Source organism: Salinicola halophilus, from assembly GCF_003206155.1.
Classification (GTDB): domain Bacteria; phylum Pseudomonadota; class Gammaproteobacteria; order Pseudomonadales; family Halomonadaceae; genus Salinicola; species Salinicola halophilus.
The window spans coordinates 628187-653240 of sequence record NZ_PZJV01000006.1 but is presented as its reverse complement, the minus strand read 5'-3'; the positions used below and the strand labels follow the sequence as shown (position 1 = coordinate 653240).

Here is a 25054-nt window from a genome sequence, read left to right as displayed (position 1 = left end):
GCGCCGCCGGTCGAGACAGCGTGTCGGCGTGGCCCTTGAGAAATGCCGATGCGGCTACCACGTTACTCTGCACACGACATCGTGCGACGCGGCGGCATGAGATTATCGCTATCGGTCGTTTCACAGCGTCGCCGCTGCCCGGCATGATGAGCGTTCGATTCGCGATCTCGCGGCCATCACCGGCTCGGGATCATCATCGGTAAAGGAGAAAGTCATGGCGCTACAGCTTGGCGATACCGCCCCGGATTTCACGCAGGAAAGCACCGAGGGCAAGATCGACTTTCATCAGTGGGCCGGCGACGGCTGGGTCATCCTGTTCTCCCACCCGGCGGACTTCACCCCGGTCTGCACGACCGAACTCGGCGAAGTGTCGCGGTTGAAGCCGGAGTTCGAGCGGCGCAACACCAAGGCGATCGGCCTCTCCGTCGATCCGCTCGACGACCACACCCGCTGGGTCGGCGATATCGAGGAGACACAAGGCTGCGGGCTCAACTTTCCGCTGCTGGCCGACGCCGACCGCTCGGTCAGCGAGAAGTACGGCATGATCCACCCCAACGCCAGCGGCACCAACACCGTGCGCTCGGTGTTCATCATCGACCCGGCCAAGAAGGTGCGCCTGACCATCACCTACCCGCCGAGCACCGGTCGCAACTTCGCCGAGATCCTGCGCGTCCTCGATAGCCTGCAGCTGACCGACGGCTACAAGGTCGCCACCCCGGTGAACTGGACCGACGGCGACGACGTCATCATCGTTCCGTCGATCGACGACGAGCAGGCCAAGGAACTCTTCCCCAACGGCTGGGACGAGAAGAAGCCCTACCTGCGCGTGACCAAGCAGCCGAACAAGTAACCGGCTCTGCCGCTCGCAGCGGCGATTCACCGACGACGCCCGCGCCGTGACAAGCGCGGGCGTTTTCGTGTCGTCGCGACAGCCTGCCTGCCCCGCCCCGCGCCGGACGATTCGAAACCCGGCTCTCTGCCACCGGCCCGCCGCTTTCGCCGCGTCAGCGCCCGACGCCGAGGACGCGGTGACGCAGCCCCGTCTCGCTAACCGACTGTTACAATCAGCCCCCCCCCTGAATTGCTGTGAGTCACGCATGCTCGACGATCTCCCCGTCCACCGCATCATGCAGACCGGTCTACTCCGCTGCAGTCCCGAGACGCCGCTTTTCGAGGCCGCCAGGCGTATGGCCGAGCGCTGCTGCAGTTCGATCCTGGTCATGCAGGGAGACGAGGTCGAAGGTATCTGGACCGAAAGCGACTGCCTGGACGTGGACTTCGACGACCCGTCGTCGGTCCGTCGCCCGGTCACCGAGGTAATGACACGTGACGTGCCGCGGGTGGTCACCACCGCGCGCCTTGCCGAGGTGGCCGAACGCTTCTCCACCCACAGCAGCCGACAAGCGCTGGTCGTCGATGCCGACGACCGGCCGCAAGGGATCGTGTCGCGAACCGATCTCGTCCTCAACCAGGGGCTGGAGTCCTATCTGCGACTGCGCGAGATCGAGAGCGCCATGCACCGCGCGCCGCTGGTACTTCCCGGCGACTACAGCCTGCGGGCCGCGGCACGCGCGATGCGCGACGATGCCCACGACGCCGCCATCGTCCGCTGCGACGACGTTTTCGGGATCATCACCGAGCGCGACCTGGTGCGCTTCGTGGCGTGCCACCCCGGCGCCACCACGATCGGCGAACTGGCGAGCCGGCCGCTGCTGACCCTGAATCACGACGACGTCCTGCTCCGCGCGCGGGATCTGCTGATCGAGCATCGCGCCCGCCATCTCGGCGTGCTCGACGCCGACGGAGAGGTCACGGGGCTGCTGGGCTTCGACGACATGCTCAACGGGGCCAAACAGTTCTATTTCGAGGACCTGCGGGATGCCCTCGACAAACGCGACCGGGCGCTGGCGCTCTCGCGGCACGACCTCCAGCTCGCCCAGCAGGTGATCGACTCGTCGCTCGAGGGGATCATCATCACCGATGCCAGGGCACGTATCGAGTTCGTCAATCCCGCCTTCACGCAGATGACCGGCTACACCCTGGCCGACTGCGTCGGCCACACGCCGGCAATGCTCTCCTCCGGGCGGCACGACGCCGATTTCTATCGCGATCTGTGGGCGACCCTGAGAGCGCAGGACGGCTGGCGCGGCGAGATATGGAACCGGCGCAAGAACGGCGAGCTCTATCTCGAGCTCTTGACCATCACCGCCATTCGTAACGACGAAGGCGATATCACCAACTACGCCGCGCTGTTCAACGACATCACCCACCTGCGCGAGAACGAAGAGCGGGTGAGACGCCTGGCCTACTACGATGCGCTGACCCGGCTGCCGAATCGGCGCCTGCTCGAGGACCGCCTGTCACTGGCGATCCGCCACGCCCATCGGCAGGCAGAGCGGCTGGCGGTCATCTTCATCGATCTGGATCACTTCAAGCAGGTCAACGACACGCTGGGCCACGCCGCCGGCGACGACCTGCTGACCCAGGTAGCCGCCCGGCTCGCCGAGGTCCTGCGCGAGGACGACAGTCTGGCGCGCCTCGGCGGTGACGAGTTCATCGTACTGCTGCCCGAGATCGACACGCCCGAGGACGCGCTGCACACCGCTCGTCGTCTCAACGACGCCATTCGCGCGCCCTTCCGCCTGGGGGACGAGGATTTCCGGGTCGGCTGCAGCCTGGGCATCAGCCTGTATCCCGACGACGGCGACACGGTCGAAACGCTGATGCATCACGCCGACGCCGCGATGTATCGGGCCAAGCACGAAGGTCGCAACACCTACCGTCTCTATCGCGCCGACCTGCATACCCAGCACGACCGTCGCCTGATGCTGGAGAGCGCGCTACGCGACGCCATGGAGACGGGCGACGGATTCGACGTCCAATACCAGCCGCTGTTCGACCGCGACAGCGGCGAGCTTCGCAGCGCCGAGGCGCTGATGCGCTGGCACCACCCCAAGCTCGGCGAGGTCTCGCCGGGCGAATTCATCCCGCTGGCCGAGCGTTCCGGGCTGATCCTGCCGATGGGCGAGCGCCTGTTCGCTACCGTCGCGACGCAGCTCGGACGCTGGATCGACGCCGGACTCGAGCCGGTCCCCGTGGCCATCAATCTCTCCGCCCGCCAGTTCTGGCAGCGCGAGCTGGTGGAGTGGGTTCACGCCCAGCTCGTCGATCACGGCCTCCCCGCCCACCTGATCACGTTCGAGCTGACCGAGAGCACCCTGCTCGATAAGGAACAGGAAGCCGTCCGCGTGATCCGGGCGCTGCGCGATCTGGGCTGCGCGGTCGCCATCGACGACTTCGGCACCGGCTACTCCTCGCTGAGCTATCTGCAGGAGCTGCCCATCAACACGCTCAAGATCGACCGTCGCTTCATTCAGTCGCTCACCGGCTCCGACACCAGCGACCGGGGCAGTCAGGCGATTCTCGCCGCCGTGACGGGGCTCGCTCGCGAGCTGGAGCTTCAAGTCGTGGCAGAGGGGGTCGAGACCCAGGCCCAACTGATGGCGCTGGAGCGTTTTCCGATCCACCGCATCCAGGGCTTCTTGACCGGCCGGCCGATGACGAGCGAGCGCTTTAGCGAAGCGCTGCTGGCGGTTCGGCCGCGCTTGTCCGACGACGTCGTCCAAACGCGGTAGTACAGCCGCGATGGATCGAGAGAGAGGGTGCGCACACCGTCAGCGAGACACTCGCCGAAGCTAGCAGCGGCTGCAGGACTTCAATGCGCGGCGACGCGCAACAGATGACGATCCCCGAGGCGAAAGGCAGGCCGGCGACGCGGCAAGCAGCAGGACGAGCCCTCGAACCCCGCGTGCCAGCAGGTAGATCGCGACCGCCAGTAGGATCAGCGCTTTGACTCGGGCGGGGATCTTCACGCTGTTTCTCCTGGGTAGGGGGGTGGAGGCAGGACTGGCACCCAGGATAAGAACACGCCAGTGTGACGAGAAATTGAAGGCGTCGATAACGGCCATCTCGGACACCGATGCGTCAGCGCGGCGCCGGCGCGGCCTGCCCGTGCCACCGACGGCTCGACGCTGCTACGCTGAAATTCCCGCCCGCCGGAGACTGCCGCCCATGCCCATTACGCCCCTTGCTCGCCTGGACCACTGGGTCTTCGACATGGACGGTACGCTGACCGTCGGCGTGCACGATTTCCCCGCCATTCGACGGGAACTCGCCATCCCCGACGATGCCGACATCCTCCACCACCTGGAGACACTGCCGGCCGCCGAGCGCGAGTCGAAGCACGCCTGGCTGCTCGAACACGAGCGCGAGCTGGCGATGCGCTCGACCGCCGCGGTCGGGGCGGTCGCGCTGATTCGCGAACTCTGCCGGCGCGGCTACCGTCTCGGCATCCTGACCCGCAACGCCAAGGCGCTGGCGCACATCACGCTGGAGGCGATCGGGCTCGAGGACTGCTTCGCGCCTCACGACGTGCTCGGCCGAGACGAAGCCGCGCCCAAGCCGGACCCAGGCGGGCTCGAGCACTTCGTCGCCCGCTGGTCCATCGCCCCCGAGCGCATGGTCATGGTCGGCGACAGCCACCTGGACATGGCCTGCGGCCGCGCCGCCGGCACACGCACGCTGCTGGTCAACCACGTCTCCCCGCGTGCCCTGGCCCAGGCCGATCACGTCTTCGACGACTGCCGGGCGCTGCTCGAGCACCTGCAGCCGGCCTTTCGTTGATCGCCGCGCTCGTCGCTCGAAAGCGGCATTCGTATCGCCCGCGGTGTCTGGCGTCATCCCCTCCTCGCTTGCCTGCCAAAGACGCCTTCACAGCGTCGTGAACCGGTGCTATAAAACGAAACCAGAGGAATACTAGTTAACCGGGGTGAATTCATGCATCGCACCGTCTTCTCGGCGCTGTTCGTGCTCGCGGCGGCATCGGTCGCCCTGCTGAGCCCCAAGGCACCGGCCCAGACCGCTACCCACGACGAGATGTCTCGGTCGAGCGTCGCGCCGCTCGCCGTCGTGGCGACGGTGGGCATGGTGGGAGAGATCGCTCAGCGCCTCGGCGGCGACTGCGTCGAGGTCACCACGCTGATGGGTTCCGGCATCGACCCGCACCTCTATCGCGCCAGCGCCGGCGACGTTTACACGCTGCGCAACGCCGACCTGATCCTCTACGCCGGCTACTCGCTGGAGGGCCAGCTCGGCCGCGTGCTCGGGCGCTTCGGCGAGATGAAACCCACCCTCGGCGTGGCCGAGGCGTCGATCGATGGCGACTCGCTGATCCGGACCCAGGACGCCTACGGCATCGACCCCCACCTGTGGATGGACGTCGGCCTGTGGGCGCGCCTGGTGCCCACCATCGCCGACGCGATCAGCGAGCAGCGCCCGGCGTGCCGCGCTGCCGTCACCGCCAACGCCGCCACCTATGCCCGCGAACTCGAGGCGCTGGACGGCTGGATTCACGACAGCATCCTGACCATCCCCGCCGGGCAGCGCATCCTGGTGACCGCTCACGACGCCTTCAACTACTACGGCCGCGCCTACGCCATCGAGGTGGTGGGCATCCAGGGCATCAGCACCGAGACCGAGACCGGCATCGCCGACATTCGCAACATGGCAAGCGTGGTCGCCGAGCGCCGGATTCCCGCCGTCTTCGTCGAGAGCACCATCAACCCGCGCACCACTCAGGCCGTGATCGATGCTGCCCGCCGCCAGGGCCAGCCGGTCGAGATCGGTGGCGAGCTCTACTCCGATGCCATGGGTGACGACGGCACCGCCAGCGGTACCTACATCGGCATGCTCTACGCCAATACGCAGCGCATCGTCGCCGCTCTCGGCGGTGAGGCACCGGCCCTGCCGGCGGCGCTCGCCCCTTGGGCGACGCGCTGGCATCTCGATCCCACGACCGTCGATGCACGCGGCGCCGACGACGGCCAGCGGCTGAGCACTGCGCGCTGATGCCGACGCCAACCGATGCCGCGACCAACCACCCTTGGCCGCACCGCCGCCAACTCTGAGGAGTCAGACGATGCCGCTCGGACTGCATGAACCCGACCTCGCCCTGCACGTCGAGGACCTCACCGTCAGCTACCAGAGCAAACCGGTGCTGTGGGACATCGACTTCGACATCCCGCCCGGCGTGATGGCGGCGATCGTCGGCCCCAACGGCGCCGGCAAGAGCACGCTGATCAAGAGCATTCTGGGACTCACCCCGCCGATCGCCGGCCACGTCACACTGTTTGGCCGCCCCTATCGCGTCCAGCGCAAGCGGGTGGGCTACGTGCCGCAGCGCTCGAGCGTCGACTGGGACTTTCCCACCACCGCGCTCGACGTCGTCACCATGGGCCTCTACGGGCAGCTCGGCTGGCTGCGCCGCCCCGGCAAGGCGCATCGTCAGCGCGCGCGGGAGGCGCTCGAGCAGGTCGGCATGCAGGACTACGCCAACCGGCAGATCAGTCAGCTCTCCGGCGGGCAGCAGCAGCGCGTCTTCCTCGCCCGGGCGCTGATTCAGCAGGCGGACATCTACTTTCTCGACGAGCCGATGGCCGGGGTCGATGCCCCCACCGAGCGGGCGATCGTCGAGATCCTGCGCGGGCTTCGTGACGCCGGCAAGACGGTGATCGTGGTCCATCACGATCTGCAGACGGTACGCACCTACTTCGACTGGCTGCTGATCCTCAACGTGCGCGTCGTCGCCCAGGGGCCGGTGGAGGAGATCTATACCGCCGACAACCTGCGCCGCGCCTACGGCGGACAGATTGCGCTACTCGAGAACACCGGCGCCGGCGCTCCCGTGATCGATGCAACGACCGCGCCGAGCGCCCAGCACAAGGCCCGCGAGCACAGCGCCAGCGAGCGCAACACGTCCGAGGCATCGACCGAACGGCGCGACACGCCATGAGCGCCTACGCCCTGCTGACCGACTACACGGTCCAGAACGTCATCCTCGGCGCGCTGATGCTGGGGCTGGTCAGCGGCATGCTGGGTAGCTTCGCGGTGCTGCGCAAGCAGAGCCTGCTCGGCGACGCCCTCTCCCACGCGGCGCTGCCGGGGATCTGTCTGGGCTTTCTCGTCGCCGGCGCCCGCGAACTCGGCGCGATCATGCTCGGCGCCCTGTTCGCCGGTGCCGCCGCCGCACTGCTGGTACTGGCGCTGACCCGCTACAGTCGGCTCAAGACGGATGCTGCGCTGGGCATCGTGCTGAGCACCTTCTTCGCCCTCGGCGTGGTCCTGCTGACGTACATCCAGGGCACCAACAACGCCGCCCAGGGCGGGCTAGACGCCTTTCTCTTCGGGCAAGCGGCAGCCACGCTGCGCAGTGACTTGGTCATCATGGCCGGCGTGACGCTGCTGTCGCTCCTGCTGGTGATCGGACTCTGGAAGGAGTTCAAGCTGGTCTGCTTCGACCCCGGCTTCGCCCGAGCACTCGGCATGCCGGTGCTGGCGCTGGAGGTGACGCTGACCGTAATGATCGCGCTGGCAGTCGTGGTCGGTCTGCAGATCGTTGGCGTGGTGCTGATGGCGGCAATGGTCATCGCGCCCGCCGTGGCGGCACGCCAGTGGTGCCGGCGACTCGAGACCATGGTGCCGCTGGCGGCGCTGTTCGGCATCGTCTCCGGCGTCAGCGGCGCACTGATCAGCACCCTCGGGCGCGGCCTCGCCACCGGGCCGCTGATCGTGATCAGCGTTTCGCTCATCGTCATCGCGTCGCTGCTCTTCGCTCCGCGTCGCGGTCTGCTGTGGGCGCTCGTGCAGCGCAGCCGCCAGCGCCGTCGCCTGCGTCATCAGCAGTTGCTGACCACGCTCTATCGCCTGGCCGAGCGTCATGGCGATCGCGATTTCCAGAGCGAGCAGGGTCTGCTCGACAGCTACCACCGCACGCGAACCCGGGCGGCGCTCTCGCGTCTGGAGAAACGCGGCTTCGTCGAGTCTCGGCGTCAGCCACCGCAGAACGCGCTGCACTGGACGCTCACCGGCGCCGGGCACGACGAGGCGGCGCGGATTCTCGATAGTTTCAACGCCAGGGGCGACTGAGATGCTGATGACACTATTCAACGACCCGGCGGTGATGATCGTCGCCGTCGGCGCGCTGGTGGGCATCGCCGCTACCTTCGTCGGTACGTTCCTGGTGCTGCGCGGTACCAGCATGCTCGCCGACGCCATCGGCCACTCGATCGTCTTCGGCATCGTGGTGGTCTGGCTGGTCGCCCACCAGCAGAGCGGCCCGCTGCAGGTTCTCGGCGCCGCACTGACCGGCCTGCTGACGGTGTTTCTCACCGAGCTACTGGTCAGCTCGCGCCGGGTCAAACAGGACGCCGCCATCGGCCTGGTATTCCCGCTGCTCTTCTCCATCGGCGTGCTGCTGCTCAATCTCTACGCCGGTAACGTGCACATCGACACCCACACCGTGCTGCTCGGCGAGATCGGCTTCGTCTGGCTGGATACCGTCGACGTCGGCGGCTACCCCGTTCCCCAGTCGCTGCTGTCGATGGCCGCCATGGCGACGATCAATGCGCTCTTCGTCGGGGTCTTCTTCAAGGAGCTGAAGCTCGCGACCTTCGATGCGGCGCTGGCCAAGGCGCTCGGCTTCGCCCCGGGCCTGCTCTTCTACACCCTGCTGCTATTGACCAGCGCCACTGCCGTGGCCGCCTTCGACGCCGTCGGCGCGGTGCTCTTCGTCGCCTTTGTCATCGTCATCCCCTCCACCGCTTATCTACTCACCGACCGCCTCGGACTGATGCTGCTCCTGGGTGTCGGCATCTCGCTCGCCTCCAGCGTGCTCGGCTATGCCTTCGCCGTGATGCTGGATGTCTCCATCGGCGGCATGATGGCCGTGGTCACCGGCGGTTTTCTGCTCACTGCCTTTCTCGCCGGCCCGCGCTACGGCCTCGTCGCGCAGGCCGCGGCCCGCCGTCGCCAGCGGCGTCTCAACGAAAGCCGCACGCTGACGGTGCATCTCTACAATCACGAGGGCGAGCCCAATCAGGGCGAGGAGAACGTCGCCCGGGCGCTGCGCGAGCACCTGCTCTGGAGCCACGAACACGCTCGCCATGCCATCGTTCGCGGTCTCGATCTGGGCCATATCGTGCGCGACGGCGAACTGCTGCGCCTGACCCCGCAGGGCCGCGAGATCGCCCGGGAGATTCTCGAACCGACCCGGCGGTGAGCCGTCGGGCGGGCATCGAACGTTGTCCTTTTCGGCCGGCTATTTTATGTTATGAGATAACATAATCAATGGTGCCGATTTCATGACGCAGCTGAGCCCTCTCCCGGATGTCGCCGCCGAACGCGACGGCCAGTCTCACGGGCCGCGCGCCCTGCAGCACGTGGGCATGCAGGGCATCGCCTGCCGCATTCTGCTTCCCGATGGCACGCGACTGTCTGCCTACGCCGATGTCGGCGTCGATCTCGCCGCCGGCCATCGGGGCATTCACATGTCACGGCTCTATCGCCTGCTCGACGCCTTCGACGATACGCCGCTCGATGCCGAATCCTGGCCGGCGCTGGGCGAGGCGCTGCTGGCTAGCCAAGGGGAGATCAGCCAACGGCTGCATCTCGTCCTTCGCGTCGAACTGCCGCTGCGCCGCCCGGCCCTGCTGAGCGAGGCGAGCGGCTGGCGTCACTATCCGATCACCCTGAGCCTGAGCGGTGAGCGGGGCCGGCTCGAGACGACGCTGGGTATCGCCCTGACGTACTCATCCACCTGCCCCTGCTCGACCGCGCTGGCACGCAACGCCATGGCACGAGACTGGCGGGAGTGGGCGCGGGAGAATCCGCAAGCGAGCGCCGACTCGGCGACGGTCGCCGAGTGGATCGAGCACGCCGGGCGCTTCCCGACGCCGCACAGCCAGCGCAGCCGCGCCGATCTCTCGCTGCGCCTCGCCGCCGGTGCTTCCCTGACCCTGGAATCGCGTATCGACGCCTTCGAGCAGTGCCTGCAGACACCGGTGCAGACGCTGGTGAAACGTGCCGACGAGCAGGCCTTCGCCGAGCGCAATGGCGACAACCTCATGTTCTGCGAGGACGCCGCGCGCCGTTTGGCGCAGCACTGCGACGCGCTGGCCGACGTAGAGGGGTATCGCGTCGACATCCAGCACGCCGAAAGCCTACACGCCCACGACGCCGTCGCCCGCGCCGAGTGGAACTACCCGCCATACGCTTGAGTGACGGCGGCGGTATTGTGCGTTTCGGCCTAGGCTTACACCTTTGACCGCCTCGCATCGGGAGAGACCATGTCCACCACCGCCCCCGTCGCCATGATCAGCGGCGCCAATCGCGGTATTGGCGCTGCCATCGCCGACACCCTCTACGCCGCCGGCTGGCGCGTCAGCCTGGGCTGTCGCACCCCGCCGGCCGAGCAGCCGACGCGCGACGGCTGGCGCGTCTGCCACTACGACGCGCTGGACGCCGACAGCGGCCGCGCCTGGGTCGAGGAGACCGTGCGCGCGTTCGGCCGGATCGACGCCTTGGTCAATAACGCCGGCATTCTCAGCCGTTCGTCGGTACTGGAAGCCGACAGCGACGAGTTCGATCGCGTCATGGCGGTCAACGCCCGCGCGCCGATGCTCCTGACCCAGCAGGCATGGCCGTATCTGTGCGAAGCGGATCAGGGCAAGGTGGTCTCGATCGTCTCGCTTTCCGGCAAGCGGGTGAAGTCGGCAGGCTCCGGGCTCTACGCCATGAGCAAGTTCGCGGCGCAGGCGTTCGTTCACGGTCTGCGCCACTGCAGCGCCGAAACCCGCGTGCGCGCCACCGCGATCTGCCCCGGCCCGGTGGCTACCGACATGGCCGTGGCCGGCGGCCTGGACGGCGACGGGATCACCCAGCCGGCGGACGTCGCCCGCGTCGTCCAGATGGTGCTGGACTTGCCGCCCTCCGCCGCCATCGCCGAAATCCCGATCCATTGGCAGGTCGAAAGCACGGTCTGACGCGGACGCATGACGGCGCGGCGCGCGGCGTCAGCGCCAACGACGCGTGATCGATACGACGATGCCCCGCCTCGATCTCTCGAAGCGAGGCATCGTCAGTCTGGCGTGACCCCTGGCGCCGTTGAGATCAGCCGAACAGCCCTTTCAGCTGGTGCGGCTGGCTGCGCAGATACTGCTTGGGGGCATGCACCGTCGCGCCCAGCGTGGCGGCGGCGTGCCATGGCCAGCGCGGGTTGTAGAGCATGCCGCGAGCCAGCGCGACAGCGTCCGCCTCACCGCTGAAGACGATGCCTTCGGCCTGCTCCGGCTCGGTGATCAGGCCGACGGCGATGACGGCCATCTCGACCTCCTGCTTCATGCGCCGGGCGAACGGCACCTGATAGTTGGGGCCGACGTTCAGCGTCTGCCGCGGGTCGAGGCCACCGCCGGAGCAGTCGATGAAGCTGCAGCCGCGGGCGTCGAGCGCCTTGGCCAGCGCCACGCTCTGCTCGAGATCCCAGCCGCCCTCGACCCAGTCGCTGCCGGAGATGCGGATACCCACCGGCTTGTCGGCCGGGAAGACCTTGCGCACGTCATCGAAGATCTCGAGGATCAGCCGCATGCGGTTCTCGAGGCTGCCGCCGTACGCGTCCTGGCGCTGATTGGAGAGCGGCGAGAGAAATTCGTGGAGCAGGTAGCCGTGGGCGGCGTGCAGCTCGATCAGCTCGAGCCCCAGCCGTTCGGCGCGCTTGGCCGATTCGACGAAGCTCGCCTTGAGCGCTTCGATGTCGTCGAGCGTCATCTCACGCGGGACGCGCTGACCTTGCTGATAGGGAACGGCGGACGGCGCGACGGTCTCCCAGCCGCCCTCGTCGAGGCTGAGCTGCTCGCCGCCGTCCCACGGCGCGTGGCAGGAGGCCTTGCGTCCGGCGTGGCCGAGCTGAATGCCGATGGGAATCGGCGAATGCGCGCGCACCGCCGCGAGCGTCTCCGCCATGGCGCGCTCGTTGGCATCCGAGTGGAGGCAGACGTCGCCGGCGGTAATGCGCCCTTCGGGGACCACGCTCGCCGCCTCGATCATCAACAGGCCCGCACCGGAGAGCGCCAGATGGCCGAGATGCATGTGATGCCAGTCGGTCATGCTGCCTTCCTCGTCGGCGGAGTACTGGCACATCGGCGAGATGACGATACGGTTGGGCAGCTCGAGCTTGCCGAGGGTCAGCGGCGTAAAGAGTTTCGGGGAGGACATGTGCAATCTCCTGAGACCTAAGTGGAATGACGAAAAATGTAGTCGGCTAATAATTCCTTGGCAATGTCGCTCGCCGCGTTCACACGCTCCCACCCCTTATTCCTTCTCGTCCTCCGTCATACACGCCCATAAAAAAACCCCGGCCAGGGGCCGGGGAAGTTTCTGGTGGAGACCAGTCCACAGAACCGATGCCGTCACGCCTTCGATCTCCTGGCGGGCCCGAGCGACGTAACGCAGGGCACCGCTAGGCGGCTTCCTCCCACGGCGGGAAGGGATCGGGCAGCGTCGCCCAGTACGCCTTGCCGCGGGCGGTCTCGTCCTCGCTGAGCAGGCAGGCGTCGAGCCGGGCACGAAGGTCGGCGGCATCGAGACCTTGACCGATGAAGACGAGTTCCTGACGCATGTCGCCGAAGGGCTCCTGCCACTTTTCGAGAATCGCCTCGCGGTAGTCGGGGTCCTGCGGCCAGCTCGCCTCCGGCACCGCCCGCCAGAACAGGCCGGCGAAACCGTGGTGGGCGATGCCGCCCGCCTGACTCCACTGACCGGCGAACTCGGGCCGGCTGGCGAGCCAGAAGAAGCCTTTCGATCGCAGCAGCTTGCCGCCGCCCCAGTCGCCGTGGAGCAGCGCGAAGAAACGCTCGGGGTGAAACGGCCGCCGCGCTTCGAAGCTGAAGCTCGAAATGCCGTACTCCTCGGTTTCCGGTACGTGCTCGCCGCGCAGCTCCTTGAGCCAGCCGGGGGCGCGCTGGGCGCGTTCGAAGTCGAAGCGGCCGGTGTCGAGCACGCGTTCGAGCGCGACCTGGCCCTGCTGGATCGGAAGAATATCGGCCTCGGGGTTGAGCGTGGCGAGAACCGCCTTGAGTTCCTCGAGCCGCTCGGGCGCGACGAGATCGGTCTTGGAGATCAGGAGTACGTCGCAGAATTCGACCTGGTCGACCAGCAGGTCGGCGACGTTGCGCTCGTCCTCCTCACCGAGACTCTGACCGGCCTCGGCGATCGATCGCGCCGCGTAGTACTGATTCAGAAAGTCGACCCCGTCGACCACCGTGACCAGCGTGTCGAGGCGCGCCACGTCGGAGAGGCTGCGTCCCTGCTCGTCGGCGAAGGTGAACGTCTCCGCCACCGGTAGCGGCTCGGAAATACCGGTGGATTCGATCACCAGATGGTCGAAGCGCCCTTCATCGGCGAGCCGAGCCACCTCGATCAGCAGGTCTTCGCGCAGCGTGCAGCAGCTGCAGCCGTTGCTCATCTCGACGAGCTTCTCGTCGAAGCGATTGAAACCCACCTCGCGCTCCACCAGCGCGGCATCGATGTTGAGCTCGCTCATGTCATTGACGATCACCGCAATGCGACGCCCGCCACGATTGTTGAGCAGGTGGTTGAGCACCGTGGTCTTGCCGGCGCCGAGAAAACCGGAGAGTACGGTGACGGGTAGCGGGTTCATGCGGATCTCCTGATCGCGATATTGGGCCGCACGCCGACGGGCTGCCAGATGGTTGGCCCCAATGATCTTCAAGCGGATTTTCATGCCGAGCGACGCTTGGCGTAATGGTGCTCGCGCTGTTCCTGACGCTCCTTGGCCTCCAGACAGAGCGTGGCGGTGGGGCGAAGCAGGAGTCGAGGCAAGCCGATCGGCGCGCCGGTCTCCTCGCAGTAGCCGTAGTCACCCTCGTCGAGGCGCCGCAGCGTGGCGACGACCTTCCGCAGCAGTCGTGTTTCTCGATCGGCCTGGCGCAGCGCCAAGCCGATCGCCTCCTCGTTGGCGGCGAGGTCGGCATCGTCGCCGTCGCCCCGGCTCTCGACGATGGTCGCGCGCGTCTGCTCGAGAGTCGCTTCCAGCTCTCGGCGCTCGGCCTCGAGCCGCCCACGGAAGAACGCCAACTGCGCGTCGTTCATGTAATCGGCGGCTGGCATCGCCAGTAGCTCGGTATCGCTGTCGATGACGGACATTGGCATTACGACTTCCTCTACCGCGGCGCGAAACAAGTATACGTTATAACATAACAAATGAGAGTCAACCGTTTTTCTGATGCGCGAAAGCGAACTCGGGATGTGCATTAGCGAAGGTCTAATGCGCTTTAGCCCTGGATTTACGCACTATGTGACAACGCCGTGACGGTCGCAGTCGACGCTCGGTCGCGGCCGGTATGGATCAATACACAAGACGTACAACAAACGATTTCAACCGCTCTGATGCCGGAGTTCACGCCATGTCTCGCCGCCTCTCGCTATCGCTCTCTCGCCTGCCTGTCGCTCGAGCCCTTTCGCTGCCGACACCACGCCTCACCGCTCTGCTGACCACGCTGGCGCTCTGCGGTCTGGCCGCGCCGGCGCTCGCCGCCGACGACTGCCCCAATCGCGGTCAGCTCGCGCCGATCTACTGCGATGCCGACGGCGATCTGGTCGCGGATGCGCCGAGCGATCCTTCGCAGTACCTCGATCCCGACCCGCTGGTGTTCGCCTACACCCCGGTCGAGGACCCGGCGATCTACGCCGACATATGGGAGCCGTTCATCGAGCATCTGCGCGACGTGACCGGCAAGGACGTGCGCTTCTACGCGGTGCAGTCGAACGCCGCCGAGATCGAGGCGATGCGCAGCGGGCGCATTCAGGTCGCCGGCTTCTCCACCGGGCCGACACCGTTCGCGGTGAATCTGGCAGGTGCCGTGCCATTCTCGATCATGGGCAGTGAAGACGGTGAATTCGGCTACACCCTGCAGGTCTACACGCGCAAGGACAGCGGCATCGATGAGCTCACCGATCTAGCGGGCAAGCGCGTCGCCCATACCTCGCCGACGTCGAACTCCGGCAATCTGGCGCCGCGGGCTCTGTTCCCGGAGCAGGGCGTCACCCCGGACGAAGACTACGAGGTCGTCTATTCCGGCTCCCACGACCAGTCGATGCTCGGCGTAGTCGCCGGCGACTACGACGCCGCGCCGGTCGCCTCCGAAGTGGTCGATCGCATGGCCGAGCGCGGCCTGTTCGATCCCGAAGAGGTGAAGATCGTGTTCGAGTCCAAGCGCTTCCCCACGACTTCCTACACTTACGCCCACAACCTCGACCCCGAGCTGATCGAGAAGATTCGCGAGGCGTTCTTCAGCTTCGACATGGCGGGTACGGAGCTTGGCGAGGAGTTCGACGGCGTGACCAAGTTCGTGCCGGTGACCTACCAGAACGACTGGGATGTGATCCGCGAGATCCAGAAGGCCAACGGGGTCGTCTATTCCCAGGAAAACGTCGAGTAACGCGTCACGCCAGAGGACAAGCCATGCTACGCATTCAGAATCTGATTAAGCGTTACGGCCACGGCGAACCAGTACTGCGGGGGCTCGACCTCGACGTGCCGGGAGAGTCCGTGGTCTCGATCATCGGCGCCTCCGGTGCGGGCAAGAGCACGCTGCTGCGCTGCATCAACCGCCTGGTCGAGCCCAGCGAAGGCAGCATTGAGCTCAACGGCCTGGAGCTGACATCGCTCAAGCGCGAGCCACTGCGCAAGGCACGCCGACGCATCGGTATGATCTTCCAGGGGTTCAATCTCGTCGACAGGCTGACGGTAATGGAGAACGTGCAGTGCGGCCGGCTGGGCTACATCCCCTACTGGCGTGCAGCGCTGCGCAAGTACCCCGCCGAGGACATCGAACGGGCCTATCACCTGATGGAGCGGGTGGGCATCGCCCACTATGCCAACAAACGCGCCGATGCTCTCTCCGGCGGAGAGCGTCAGCGGGTGGGCGTGGTCCGCGCGCTGATGCAGCAGCCGGAGATCCTGCTCGCCGACGAACCCACGGCGTCGCTGGACCCGGTCAGCTCGCGCCAGATCATGGAGCTTCTGCAGAAGCTCTCCCAGGAGCTGTCGCTGCCTGTGCTGATCAATATCCATAACGTCGCCGAGGCACGGGAGTACACCCAGCGCATCGTCGGCATGCGCTTCGGCAAGCTGATCTTCGACGGCGAGCCGGCGGATCTGGATCAGCAGGCAATGGACGCCGTCTACAGTGGCACCTCGGACACCCCGCAAGCCCCCACCGGGACCGAGTCGTTGCAAGCGGTGGCACCATGAGCGAGGACGCCAACCGCCACGCGTCGGCCTCGCGGCGGCACTGGCAGAAGCCACCGTTCATTGCCAATCCTTGGCTGCGTTGGGGGCTGATCGCGGGCGTCGCGGTCTATGCCGTGTGGGCGATCTCGATACTGCCTTTCGATCTCGATCGCATCAGTCAGGGCATGACCCGCGCCTCACGCATCTTCTCCGGCGCCTTTCCGCCGAACTTCGATCGCTACGAGCTGCTGATCGATGGCTTCCTAGAAAGCCTGCAGATCGCGATTCTGGCGACGCTGCTGGGCCTGTTGCTCAGCGTGCCGATCGCTTTCATGGCGGCGCGCAACATTGCGGCGACGCCGATCTACCTGCTCGGTCGCGGCATCATCATCGTGTCGCGCAGCTTTCACCCGGTGATCGTGGCGATCCTGTTCGTCAAGGCAGTGGGATTTGGCCCCGTGGCGGGCATTCTCACGCTGACGCTCTATTCGATCGGCTTCGTCGCCAAGATGCTCGCCGAGCGCATCGAGGAGATCGACCGCGGTCAGGTCGAGGCGTTGCGCGCCAGCGGCTCTCGCTATATCGGCGTACTACAGTTCGCCGTGCTGCCGCAGATCATGCCGCGCCAGATCGGCCTCGGCATCTATCAGCTCGACAGCAACCTTCGCGCCTCGGCGGTAGTGGGCATCGTCGGTGCCGGGGGCATCGGCTCGACGCTGATGAACGCCTTCGGGCGCTACGACTATGACTTCGCGCTGGCGATCACGCTGGTGATCATCGGCGTGATTCTCGTCAGCGAAGCGATCAGCGGTCGAATCAGGAGGAACATCGGATGAGCGCACCCGCGTCATCGAGCGTCGCCGAGCGCACCTGGGCGCGCTATACCCCGCAGCAGCGCTGGAAGCGTTTCGCCACGCTGCTGATCGTGACCGCCGCCGTGGTGTGGGCGGTGGAGAGCATCGACATCATCTGGCCGTGGGTATGGGATGCCCCGGCCCAGGTGGGCGATCTGTTCGGGCGGATGGTGCCGCCGGACGTGAGCAATCTTCGCGCCATTCTCTGGGCGCTGGTTGAGACGCTCAACATCGCCACCATCGCGACGTTCGTCGCCGTCTTCCTGTCGCTGCCGATCGCCTACATTGCCGCGCAGAACACCACACCCAATCGCTTCACGCTGTGGCTGGGGCGGTTCATTCTGGTCTCGAGCCGCTCGGTCAACACGCTGATCTGGGCGCTGCTGTTCGTGGCGATCTTCGGCCCGGGCGTGCTGGCCGGCATCATCGCCATCATGTTTCGCTCGATCGGCTTTCTGGGCAAGCTGCTGGGCGAGGCGATCGAGGAGATCGACCGCCGCCCGGTGGAGGCGCTGGAAGCGACCGGCGCCTCGCGGGCGAAGGTGGTGCTGTATGCCATCGTGCCGCAGGTGATCCCCACCTTCTTCGCCGTGGGCATTCTGCGCTGGGACATCAACCTCAGAGAGTCGACCGTACTGGGGCTGGTCGGCGCCGGCGGAATCGGCGTCATTCTTCAAGGGGCGATCGATACGCTGGCATGGCCGACCGTCGCGACGATTCTGCTGGCGATCGTCGTGCTGGTGGTCCTAGGCGAGGCGCTGGCGGCCTGGTTACGGCGTCGGGTGATCTAATCCCGAACGACGGCGACCGCCTTGGCCACCGGCGGTCGCTATCTCGCGGCGAAAGCGCTGTCGCGAATTGGGGAGGTGTTTGAGGCTAGCCGTTGCTGGACGAGCCGGGCCGGATTCGCTTGAGCCAGCGCTGCTTGGCGTAGCGACGCAGGTTACTCACGCTGTCCGTTTCGTCGACGATGTCCTGACCCAAAATCGTCTCGATCACGTCTTCCATGGTGATCACGCCGACCCAGCTACCGTGATCGTCGTAGACCACGCGCATGTGGTTGTGATCCTTGAGCATGGCGGTAAAGACGTGCTCGACGCTATCGGTCTCCTGTACGTCGGAGATCGGATGCATCAGCACCTTGAGCGTCTGCTCGTTCTCGGCGTGGTAGGTCTCCGATTTGTGCACGTAACCCATGGCATGCTCGGCGCCGTCCATTACCGGGAACCGCGTGAACTGCGTACGACCGTAGTGCTCATCGAACTCGACGACGGTCATGTCCGGCGTGACGGTCTCGCAGACGGTACGCGGTGTCATGACCTGCTTCACCGGAATCTCGTGCAGGTTGAGAATGTTGGTGATGGTGCGGGTCTCGTCAGACTCCAGGGCTTTCTTTTCCAGGCCGATCCGCGCCAGCGCCTTGATCTCGCCGCGCATGTCGACATCGTTCTCGTCGGACTTGGCGATGCGGTTGGTGATCTTTTCCGAGAGCCAGATGAATGGCAGCAGCACCCAGACCATGACGCGCAGAATCTTGGGCAGAAGCGGTGCCAGCGTGCGCCAGTAGGTCGCGCCGATCGTCTTGGGAATGATCTCGGAAAAGATCAGGATCCCGAGGGTCATCAGCGCCGAGGCGATGGCGACATGGGCGTCGCCGAAGACGACCGCCACCTGGGCGCCGACGCCGGTCGCACCGACGGTATGGGCGATGGTGTTGAGCGTGAGAATCGCCGCGAGGGGCCGGTCGATGTTGCTCTTGAGGTCGTTGAGCGCGTCGTGAAGTTTGGGACGCGTGTCCTGCACCTGGGCGATGTAGCTGGGTGTCAGCGACAGTAGCGCCGCTTCGAGCACCGAACAGAGAAAGGAAAAACCAATCGAGAGAACGACGAACGCCGTTAGGAGGAGCATGGGGGGCCGCTGTATCGCTAATGAGCACTCTTTATCGCGACTCGCGATCCGTCTGTCAACGACCCCTGCCGCGGATGCAGAAAATACGCATCGTGTCGAAGTCATCATCGCCGAAAGATGGCGCCACGACGCAAAACGGCCCGCCCTTGAAGGGCGAGCCGCGAGTACGCCAGGCGCAGATTTTCTGCGCCGATTTCGTCAGAGGCGTTACTGGCCGAATTTCTCGTTTTCGCCCATATCGGGCTTGTGCCCTTTCTGGACGTTCGACTTGGCGATCTCGTAGAGCTGGAATGCCTTGCTCTCCTTGGACTTCCAGTGCTCACCGAAGTCGATATCGATCTCCATGATCGCGATGTCGGGATCGTCGCGACCGCCGTCGAACCAAGCGGCGACGAACGGGTTCCAGTACTTGTCGATCAGTTCGCTGTCGCTGCGCAGGCGCGCCTTGCCGGACATCGACACGTAGGTGCCGTCCTTCTGCTCCGAAAAGGTGATGCAGACGTCGCGATCCTCTTCGGCTTCGAAGGATTTCTCGGCGCTGCGCTTGGTATAGAACCAGAGCGTCCCGTCGTAGGCGTCCTGGACCAGATGCATCGGCCGTGCGCGCGGCACGCCGTCATCCAGCGTGACCAGCATGCCGACCTTGATCTCCTTGATCAGGTCCCAAATCTTCTGCTTGTGCTCCGGACTGGACATAGCTGCCTCCTCCTGTGGCTTTCTCGCGGCGTCCCGACGCGAGCCGTCGACGGCTCGTGCGTCGACTCTCTGAGACTAGTCGCGGCCCGACGCACGAGCAAACCGGCAGGCGTTGGCGAATCGGTCAGACCTCGCCGCCGGTGTCGAGATCGCTATACTCTTCGCCATGACCACTTCGACTCCCGACTCGTCCCCCGCCGCGCCGCGCGCTCCGTTCTCGCTGGATCACGCCTCGCTGCTCGCGTCTCTCGTCGCACTCGACGAGCTGCTGATCATCCAGGATCTGGACGGCGTCTGCATGGGCCTGGTGGACGACCCGCTGACCCGCACGCTCGAGCGGCGCTATCTGGATGCCGCCGCTAAGCTCGACGGACACTTCTTCGTGCTGACCAACGGCGAGCACATCGGCCGACGGGGCGTGAACGGCATCGTCGAAGCGACGCTGGGGGAAAGTGCAGCAGGCCGCTACCTGCCGGGGCTGGCCGCCGGCGGCGTGCAGTGGCAGACGCGCAGCGGCGCCGTCTCCCATCCCGGTGTCGAAGAGGCCGAACTCGCCTTTCTCGACGACTTCATCGTCCGTGCCAAGGACTTCCTCGACGCCCGCCTGAGCCAGGCCCCGGACGCCATCGACGTCGACACCCGCCGCGAGCTGATCGATAGTGCCGTGCTCGACAACCTCGCCTCGCCGACGCTCAACCTCAACGTCTTCCGCCGCTACTGGCGAGACGCGCCCGAGCGCTACCGAGCGCTGCAGCGCGATGTCGCCATCTTCCTTCGACAAACGCGCGAGAGAGCCGCCGACGCGGGACTCGATGACGCCTTCTTCGTGCACTACGCGCCCAACGCCGGGCGTGACGAGAACGGCGGCGAGCGACTGCTGGAAGGTGACGAGCGACAGGCGGGAACGACGGATTTTCAACTGATGCTGCGCGGGGCGGTGAAGGAGGCGGGCGTGCTGGTCATCCTCAACCGCTACTACTACCGCCATACCGGGCACTATCCGCTGGGGGAGACGTTCAACGCCCGCGAAGCGCCAACGGACATCGACGGCCTGGTCGCACTCGCCCGCGAGCGTTTCGACCCGGCACGAATGCCGACGCTCGTTGGCGTCGGCGATACCGTCACTTCATCGCTCGGGGAGGACGACGCGCATCGTCGCGGCGGCAGCGACCGCGGCTTTCTGACGCTGATCCAGCGTCTGGGAGAGATTTTCGACAGCGGCAACCGGGTGCTCTATGTCGACAGCAGCGGTGGCGAGGTGCAGCGTCCCGGCCTCGACGCCGCGCGATTGCGCCGCGCCGAAACGTCGGAGGAGGTCTGGCCGGGGCTTGCGGGCATCACCGATGCCGACGATCCGCTCAAGCTCGACGCACTCTTTCCCGGCGGTCACGACGAGTACGTCGACTTCTTCTGCGAGCTGGCGCACCGCCGCACTCAGCGAACGTCTTGAGACACGCCGCGTCAGAACGCGGTCGATGTGGCCCGACGGGGAGAGCGTGCCGGAGGCGCCAGCGCTGAACCGCTCGCGCCCGGGCCCTGATCGCCGGCGTTTCCGACCTCACGACCCGCCAGCTTGAACGCGCCGACGGTCTGCGCCAGTCGGCGCGCTTCCTGCTCCAGCGAAGCGGCCGCCGTCGCCGTCTGCTGCACCATGGCCGCGTTCTGCTGGGTGACGCTGTCGATCTCGACAACCGCCTGATTGACCTGCCCGATCCCCTGACTCTGCTCCGTCGTCGCCGCGGTGATCTCGCCGAGCACGTCGGTCACCCGGGTGATGCTCGCCACGATCTCGTCCATGGCGGCACCCGCCTGACGGGCGCGCTCGGCGCCGAGCCGGGTCCGGCCGGAGGCGCTCTCGACCAGCGCCTGAATCTGCTGGGAGGCCTCGGCGCTGCGCCCGGCCAGCTTTCTCACCTCGTCGGCCACCACCGCGAATCCGCGCCCCTGCTCACCGGCACGTGCTGCCTCCACCGAGGCGTTGAGCGCCAGCAGATTGGTCTGAAACGCGATGCCGTTCATGGTGGTGACGATCTCGGCGATCTGGCGCGACGAGGCATCGATGTCATCCATCGTCTCGACCACCCCGGCGACCACCTCACCGCCGCGACGGGCGGCTTCGGTGGCGGAGTCCGACAGCCGGTCCACCTGGCGCGCGGACTGGGCGGTGTGCTCGACCGTGCTGGTGAGCTCCTCCATCGAGGCCGAGGTCTGCTGCAGGCTTGCTGCCATCTCCTCGGTGCGCTGGGAGAGATCCTGACTGCCGCTGGCGATCTCTTGGGAGGCGCCGCGCACCGTTTCACTGCTCGCTCGCACGCCGAGCATGACCCCGTGCATCTTCTCGGCGAAGGCGTTGAACTGGATCGCGAGTTCGGCGCTCTCGTTGCGCCCACGCACCGGCAAACGCTGAGTGAGATCGCCGTCGCCGGAGGCGATCTCGCGCATCCGCTCGGCGAGCCGTGCCAGCGGCCGGGAAACGCTGCTGCCGAGGAGCCAAGCGAGTACCAGACCGAGCGCGATGACCACGGCACCGACCGCCAGCATCGCCAGCGTATTGGCCTGACGCTGATCGTCGAGCTGGTCGCGCATATCGAACAGACCCGCCATGACCACGGCCTCGGGCAGACGGATCGTCAGCACCCAGGGCGCGCCGGTCTCGCCGACGGTGAAGGGCCAGAGCATCTCGATCTGGCCGTCGACGGACTCCAGGATCGTCTGCCCGCCCTGCGCACGGGTTAGACGTTCGAGGCCTTCGGGCGCGAGCCGATCGACTGCCGCCTCACCAATGGCATCGGGACTCCGGGTATCGGCGGTGACCACGCCGCCGGGGGCGATCAGCGACCAGTCGCCGGCGCCGTCATACAGCGACTGGCTGGCCTCGCTCAGCAGCGACTGCACGAAGTCGACCGAGAGATCGACCCCGGCGACGCCGCGAAACTCGCCGTCGACCAGAATCGGCACGTTGAACGAGGTGACCATCAGCGTCTCGCCGCCATAGTCGAAAGGGTGCGGGTCGACGATACAGGTTTCGAGCGTCTCTCTCGGGCAAAGGTAATACTCGCCCTCTCGAATACCGTCGGAAGTGAGCGCCTCGCTCTCCATCGAGTTCCCTAGACTCAGCACCGCGACGTCGCCGTTATCGTCTCGATACCACCACGGCATGAAGCGGCCGTCCTCGCCGAACCCCTCGTCCTCGCGTCCTGTGTAGTAGCGGTCGCTGCCGAAGGCGTCGGGCTCCCAGCCGATGAACGCGTCGAGCAGATCGGGATTGTCGACCACCCGCTGGCGAACAAGGTTGGAGAGCTCACCGCGGCCGAGAATCAGTCGCTGCCGGCCGTCATCGTCGCTCTCGCCCATCAGTGCATTGGTATTGGCGAGCCCACGCGCCAGGGCCAGCGCGCTATCGAGTCGCGCCTCGATGCTCGTCGCTTCGCGATCGGCCACCGCGTTCAGTCGTTCTCGCATGCTGGTACCGATCAGCGACTGCGTGCGCGTATCGACCAGCGCTTGGGAGCGCGCATCCGCGAAAAAGGCGTACCCCACCAGCGCCACCACCACTAGCGCGATGGAACCGCCGACCAGTAGCGCCACTGAGGTACGAATGGATTTGAAGTGCATGCGACATCTCCGCGAGAACGCAGCCGGCGACATGATGTCGCCGGCGAGTTAAGCGGATATCGCCCAAAAGGCATGAAACTGTAGGAAAACCGGAAGGAACGCGTAGGAGATGGCCGACAAACGACGCGGCCGGCCGCAGGGGCGTCAGCCTGCCAGCACCTCGTCCACCAGCGCCTTGGCTTCCTGCTGGATTCGCTCGAGGTGTGCCTGCCCTTCGAAGCTTTCAGCGTAGATCTTGTAGACGTCTTCGGTCCCCGAGGGGCGCGCGGCGAACCAGCCGGCGTCGGTCACTACCTTGAGGCCACCGATGGCGGCGCCGTTGCCGGGGGCTTCGGTCAACTTGCGGGTGATCGGATGGCCGGCCAGCGTCTCGGCAGTCACCTGCTCGGGCGAGAGCTTGCCCAGCTTCGCCTTCTGCTCACGATTGGCCGGGGCGTCGACTCGCTCGTAGACCGGTGAACCGTAGCGCTCGGTGAGCGCCCGGTAGCGCTCGCCCGGATCCTGGCCGGTGACGGCAGTGATCTCAGCGGCCAGCAGGCCCAGAATGATGCCGTCCTTGTCGGTCGACCAAGGCTTGCCGTCGAGGGTAAGGAACGACGCGCCGGCGGACTCTTCGCCGCCGAAACCGAGACCGCCGTCGATCAGGCCGTCGACGAACCACTTGAAGCCCACAGGCACCTCGACCACCGGCCGTCCCAGGCCGTCCGCGACGTAATCGATCATCGACGACGACACCAGCGTCTTGCCGATCCCCGCTTTCGCGTCCCAGTCGGGGCGATGATTGAAGAGATACTCGATGGCGACGGCGAGATAGTGGTTGGGATTCAGCAGGCCCGTCGAGCGCGCGACGATGCCGTGGCGGTCGTGATCGGTGTCGCAGGCAAACGAGACGTCGAAGCGATCCTTGTTCTCGATCAGTCCGGCCATGGCGTAGGGCGAAGAGCAGTCCATCCGGATCTTGCCGTCCCAGTCGACGCGCATGAAGCGGAAGGTCGGATCGACGGTGGTGGAGATCACCTCCAGCGGTAGGTCGTACTTTTCGGCGATACGCGGCCAGTAGTGCACGCCGGCGCCGCCCAGCGGGTCGACGCCGAACTTGAGCCCCGAATCCCGAATGGCGGCCAGGTCGATGACCTTGTCCAGTCCACTCACGTAATGCTCGATGTAGTCGAAACGCTGCGTGGTCGGCGCGGCGAGCGCCTCGGCGTAGTCGATGCGCTTCACGCCTTTGAGCCCGGTTTCGAGCAGCGCGTTGGCGCGCTCCTGGATCCACTTGGTGACGCCGGTGTCCGCCGGACCGCCGTTGGTGGGGTTGTACTTGAAGCCGCCATCCGCCGGCGGATTGTGCGACGGCGTGATGACGATGCCGTCGGCCAGCCCGTCGCTGCGCCCTTTGTTGTGGCTCAGAATGGCGTTGGAGATCGCCGGCGTCGGCGTGTAGCCGGGATCGAAACCGGTCGCCTCGACGCCTGCATCGATGCAGGTGTCGACGCCGTTGGCGGCGAGCACTTCCAGCGCCGAGACGAACGCCGGCTCGGAGAGTGCGTGAGTGTCCATGCCGATGTAGAGCGGGCCCGTGATGCCCTGCGCCTGACGGTAGTCGCAGATCGCCTGGGTCGTGGCGAGGATGTGCCACTCGTTGAAGCTCGTCTTCAGCGAGGAGCCACGATGCCCGGAGGTGCCGAAGGCCACCTGCTGAGCCGGGTCGCTGGGGTCCGGTCGCTCGCTGTAGTAGCGCGCCACCAGGCGCGGCACGTTGACCAGGCTCTGTTCGGTGGGCAAGCGTCCTGCTTGGGGGTCGATACTCATCACGGGTTCCTTGGGATGACGGGGCGTT

At 66.2% G+C, this 25054-nt stretch carries 21 protein-coding genes; 14 read left to right on the top strand and 7 right to left on the bottom strand.

Annotation, left to right across the window (positions count from 1 at the left end; translation table 11 throughout):
- Positions 1–214 precede the first annotated feature (214 nt).
- The 9 genes from DOM33_RS14730 to DOM33_RS14690 all read left to right on the top strand — a co-directional run bounded on the left by DOM33_RS14730 (position 215) and on the right by DOM33_RS14690 (position 10877).
- Positions 215–850: a peroxiredoxin gene (locus DOM33_RS14730; protein ID WP_110670237.1), complete on the top strand. Its 636-nt coding sequence runs from the start codon at positions 215–217 to the stop codon at positions 848–850.
- A 247-nt stretch (positions 851–1097) separates the two neighbouring features.
- Positions 1098–3635, top strand: a complete 2538-nt coding sequence (locus DOM33_RS14725) for an EAL domain-containing protein (RefSeq protein ID WP_204352699.1) — start codon at positions 1098–1100, stop codon at positions 3633–3635.
- Positions 3636–4071: 436 nt separating this feature from the next.
- Entirely contained in the window at positions 4072–4683 is a 612-nt protein-coding gene (locus DOM33_RS14720; RefSeq protein ID WP_239495378.1) for an HAD family hydrolase, read from the top strand.
- 153 nt (positions 4684–4836) lie between these two features.
- Positions 4837–5907, top strand: coding sequence for a metal ABC transporter solute-binding protein, Zn/Mn family (locus DOM33_RS14715; protein ID WP_239495377.1), 1071 nt, complete (start codon positions 4837–4839; stop codon positions 5905–5907).
- Positions 5908–5977: 70 nt separating this feature from the next.
- Positions 5978–6850, top strand: coding sequence for a metal ABC transporter ATP-binding protein (locus DOM33_RS14710; RefSeq protein ID WP_110670235.1), 873 nt, complete (start codon positions 5978–5980; stop codon positions 6848–6850).
- The gene (locus DOM33_RS14705) at positions 6847–7983 is read left to right on the top strand and encodes a metal ABC transporter permease (protein ID WP_110670233.1); all 1137 of its coding nucleotides are present in this window, start codon (positions 6847–6849) and stop codon (positions 7981–7983) included. The genes DOM33_RS14710 and DOM33_RS14705 overlap by 4 nt, the downstream gene beginning before the upstream one ends.
- A 7-nt stretch (positions 7984–7990) precedes the next feature.
- Positions 7991–9115, top strand: coding sequence for a metal ABC transporter permease (locus DOM33_RS14700; RefSeq protein ID WP_239495376.1), 1125 nt, complete (start codon positions 7991–7993; stop codon positions 9113–9115).
- Between the two features lie 82 nt (positions 9116–9197).
- Entirely contained in the window at positions 9198–10112 is a 915-nt protein-coding gene (folE2, locus tag DOM33_RS14695) for a GTP cyclohydrolase FolE2 (RefSeq protein WP_110670229.1), read from the top strand.
- Between the two features lie 69 nt (positions 10113–10181).
- Positions 10182–10877 (top strand): SDR family NAD(P)-dependent oxidoreductase, encoded by a 696-nt coding sequence (locus tag DOM33_RS14690; protein ID WP_110670227.1) that lies wholly within the window; start codon positions 10182–10184, stop codon positions 10875–10877.
- Between the two features lie 127 nt (positions 10878–11004).
- Here the strand turns inward: DOM33_RS14690 and DOM33_RS14685 are convergent, their stop codons facing one another.
- The 3 genes from DOM33_RS14685 to DOM33_RS14675 all read right to left on the bottom strand — a co-directional run bounded on the left by DOM33_RS14685 (position 11005) and on the right by DOM33_RS14675 (position 14061).
- Positions 11005–12105 carry an NADH:flavin oxidoreductase/NADH oxidase gene (locus tag DOM33_RS14685; RefSeq protein ID WP_110670225.1) on the bottom strand — a complete coding sequence of 367 codons (1101 nt, stop codon included), beginning with the start codon at positions 12103–12105 and terminating at the stop codon, positions 11005–11007.
- A 244-nt stretch (positions 12106–12349) separates the two neighbouring features.
- Positions 12350–13549: a zinc metallochaperone GTPase ZigA gene (gene zigA / locus DOM33_RS14680; RefSeq protein ID WP_110670357.1), complete on the bottom strand. Its 1200-nt coding sequence runs from the start codon at positions 13547–13549 to the stop codon at positions 12350–12352.
- Positions 13550–13629: 80 nt separating this feature from the next.
- Entirely contained in the window at positions 13630–14061 is a 432-nt protein-coding gene (locus DOM33_RS14675) for a TraR/DksA family transcriptional regulator (RefSeq protein WP_110670224.1), read from the bottom strand.
- A 254-nt stretch (positions 14062–14315) separates the two neighbouring features.
- Between DOM33_RS14675 and phnD the strand changes: the two genes are divergently transcribed.
- Genes phnD through phnE (DOM33_RS14655) form a run of 4 tightly spaced genes read left to right on the top strand, consistent with a single transcriptional unit; the run spans position 14316 to position 17789 of the window.
- Positions 14316–15350, top strand: a complete 1035-nt coding sequence (gene phnD, locus DOM33_RS14670) for a phosphate/phosphite/phosphonate ABC transporter substrate-binding protein (RefSeq protein ID WP_110670222.1) — start codon at positions 14316–14318, stop codon at positions 15348–15350.
- A gap of 23 nt (positions 15351–15373) precedes the next feature.
- The gene (gene phnC, locus DOM33_RS14665) at positions 15374–16165 is read left to right on the top strand and encodes a phosphonate ABC transporter ATP-binding protein (protein WP_110670220.1); all 792 of its coding nucleotides are present in this window, start codon (positions 15374–15376) and stop codon (positions 16163–16165) included.
- Positions 16162–16980 (top strand): phosphonate ABC transporter, permease protein PhnE, encoded by an 819-nt coding sequence (gene phnE / locus DOM33_RS14660; protein WP_110670218.1) that lies wholly within the window; start codon positions 16162–16164, stop codon positions 16978–16980. Before phnC ends, phnE (DOM33_RS14660) begins: the two co-directional genes overlap by 4 nt.
- Complete coding sequence (gene phnE, locus DOM33_RS14655; RefSeq protein ID WP_110670216.1) at positions 16977–17789, top strand: phosphonate ABC transporter, permease protein PhnE; 813 nt, start codon at positions 16977–16979, stop codon at positions 17787–17789. Before phnE (DOM33_RS14660) ends, phnE (DOM33_RS14655) begins: the two co-directional genes overlap by 4 nt.
- A gap of 85 nt (positions 17790–17874) precedes the next feature.
- Here the strand turns inward: phnE (DOM33_RS14655) and DOM33_RS14650 are convergent, their stop codons facing one another.
- Both DOM33_RS14650 and DOM33_RS14645 read right to left on the bottom strand, forming a co-directional pair.
- Positions 17875–18906 carry a CNNM domain-containing protein gene (locus tag DOM33_RS14650; RefSeq protein ID WP_110670214.1) on the bottom strand — a complete coding sequence of 344 codons (1032 nt, stop codon included), beginning with the start codon at positions 18904–18906 and terminating at the stop codon, positions 17875–17877.
- Positions 18907–19113: 207 nt separating this feature from the next.
- Entirely contained in the window at positions 19114–19602 is a 489-nt protein-coding gene (locus DOM33_RS14645; RefSeq protein ID WP_110670212.1) for a pyridoxamine 5'-phosphate oxidase family protein, read from the bottom strand.
- 166 nt (positions 19603–19768) lie between these two features.
- Between DOM33_RS14645 and stpA the strand changes: the two genes are divergently transcribed.
- On the top strand, positions 19769–21052 hold the full coding sequence (gene stpA, locus DOM33_RS14640) for a glucosylglycerol 3-phosphatase (RefSeq protein WP_110670355.1): 1284 nt from the start codon (positions 19769–19771) through the stop codon (positions 21050–21052).
- Between the two features lie 11 nt (positions 21053–21063).
- Here stpA and DOM33_RS14635 read toward each other — a convergent pair whose 3' ends face one another.
- A complete protein-coding gene (locus tag DOM33_RS14635; protein WP_110670210.1) occupies positions 21064–23217 on the bottom strand; it encodes a methyl-accepting chemotaxis protein in 2154 nt (717 codons plus the stop codon).
- 144 nt (positions 23218–23361) lie between these two features.
- Positions 23362–25026, bottom strand: coding sequence for a phosphoglucomutase (alpha-D-glucose-1,6-bisphosphate-dependent) (pgm, locus tag DOM33_RS14630; RefSeq protein WP_110670208.1), 1665 nt, complete (start codon positions 25024–25026; stop codon positions 23362–23364).
- Between the last annotated feature and the right edge of the window lie 28 nt (positions 25027–25054).

What these genes read in the sequence shown, in the direction of transcription:
- DOM33_RS14705 (WP_110670233.1), top strand. Translation starts at nt 6,847, where the DNA reads ATGAGCGCCTACGCCCTGCTGACCGACTACACGGTCCAGAACGTCATC.
- stpA (WP_110670355.1), top strand. Translation starts at nt 19,769, where the DNA reads ATGACCACTTCGACTCCCGACTCGTCCCCCGCCGCGCCGCGCGCTCCG.
- zigA (WP_110670357.1), bottom strand. Translation starts at nt 13,549, where the DNA reads ATGAACCCGCTACCCGTCACCGTACTCTCCGGTTTTCTCGGCGCCGGC.
- DOM33_RS14715 (WP_239495377.1), top strand. Translation starts at nt 4,837, where the DNA reads ATGCATCGCACCGTCTTCTCGGCGCTGTTCGTGCTCGCGGCGGCATCG.
- DOM33_RS14720 (WP_239495378.1), top strand. Translation starts at nt 4,072, where the DNA reads ATGCCCATTACGCCCCTTGCTCGCCTGGACCACTGGGTCTTCGACATG.
- DOM33_RS14725 (WP_204352699.1), top strand. Translation starts at nt 1,098, where the DNA reads ATGCTCGACGATCTCCCCGTCCACCGCATCATGCAGACCGGTCTACTC.
- phnC (WP_110670220.1), top strand. Translation starts at nt 15,374, where the DNA reads ATGCTACGCATTCAGAATCTGATTAAGCGTTACGGCCACGGCGAACCA.
- pgm (WP_110670208.1), bottom strand. Translation starts at nt 25,026, where the DNA reads ATGAGTATCGACCCCCAAGCAGGACGCTTGCCCACCGAACAGAGCCTG.
- phnE (WP_110670216.1), top strand. Translation starts at nt 16,977, where the DNA reads ATGAGCGCACCCGCGTCATCGAGCGTCGCCGAGCGCACCTGGGCGCGC.
- DOM33_RS14685 (WP_110670225.1), bottom strand. Translation starts at nt 12,105, where the DNA reads ATGTCCTCCCCGAAACTCTTTACGCCGCTGACCCTCGGCAAGCTCGAG.
- phnE (WP_110670218.1), top strand. Translation starts at nt 16,162, where the DNA reads ATGAGCGAGGACGCCAACCGCCACGCGTCGGCCTCGCGGCGGCACTGG.
- folE2 (WP_110670229.1), top strand. Translation starts at nt 9,198, where the DNA reads ATGACGCAGCTGAGCCCTCTCCCGGATGTCGCCGCCGAACGCGACGGC.
- DOM33_RS14690 (WP_110670227.1), top strand. Translation starts at nt 10,182, where the DNA reads ATGTCCACCACCGCCCCCGTCGCCATGATCAGCGGCGCCAATCGCGGT.
- DOM33_RS14710 (WP_110670235.1), top strand. Translation starts at nt 5,978, where the DNA reads ATGCCGCTCGGACTGCATGAACCCGACCTCGCCCTGCACGTCGAGGAC.
- DOM33_RS14675 (WP_110670224.1), bottom strand. Translation starts at nt 14,061, where the DNA reads ATGCCAATGTCCGTCATCGACAGCGATACCGAGCTACTGGCGATGCCA.
- DOM33_RS14730 (WP_110670237.1), top strand. Translation starts at nt 215, where the DNA reads ATGGCGCTACAGCTTGGCGATACCGCCCCGGATTTCACGCAGGAAAGC.
- DOM33_RS14635 (WP_110670210.1), bottom strand. Translation starts at nt 23,217, where the DNA reads ATGCACTTCAAATCCATTCGTACCTCAGTGGCGCTACTGGTCGGCGGT.
- DOM33_RS14645 (WP_110670212.1), bottom strand. Translation starts at nt 19,602, where the DNA reads ATGTCCAGTCCGGAGCACAAGCAGAAGATTTGGGACCTGATCAAGGAG.
- DOM33_RS14650 (WP_110670214.1), bottom strand. Translation starts at nt 18,906, where the DNA reads ATGCTCCTCCTAACGGCGTTCGTCGTTCTCTCGATTGGTTTTTCCTTT.
- phnD (WP_110670222.1), top strand. Translation starts at nt 14,316, where the DNA reads ATGTCTCGCCGCCTCTCGCTATCGCTCTCTCGCCTGCCTGTCGCTCGA.
- DOM33_RS14700 (WP_239495376.1), top strand. Translation starts at nt 7,991, where the DNA reads ATGACACTATTCAACGACCCGGCGGTGATGATCGTCGCCGTCGGCGCG.